The sequence below is a fragment of the Pseudomonas sp. HY2-MNA-CIBAN-0224 genome, assembly GCF_040310285.1.
Classification (GTDB): Bacteria; Pseudomonadota; Gammaproteobacteria; order Pseudomonadales; family Pseudomonadaceae; genus Aquipseudomonas; species Aquipseudomonas helleri.
Genome location: NZ_JBEOPQ010000560.1, coordinates 1 through 268, shown reverse-complemented (window position 1 = coordinate 268; position 268 = coordinate 1). Strand labels below are relative to the sequence as shown.

Genomic DNA, 268 nt, shown 5'->3' with positions numbered 1-268 from the left:
CATGGATTAAGTTAAGACTACTTTGTGGATTAAGCTGCTGCAGTACCTTGTTAAAATTTTCAGCGTGTTGGGTTAGCACCATCACATTCACTTTCACCTTTTGCTGGTGGACAGAGATAGCGCGACACAATTCCATATTGCCTAAATGCGACACAATCAATACTGCACCTCGACCTGTGGCCACTTGGTCTGCGTGTATTTTTCGGTCGTTAAAGTCGACTTGCTCTAGATTTATTCGGTCGCACCAAACATCCATTCTATGGAGGGC

Annotated in this window: 1 pseudogene; it reads right to left on the bottom strand. The window is 44.4% G+C overall.

The features are described 5' to 3' along the window. Positions 1–184, bottom strand: a pseudogene (locus AAEZ03_RS27570) (LpxL/LpxP family acyltransferase); the annotation flags it as partial. Positions 185–268: the final 84 nt, after the last annotated feature.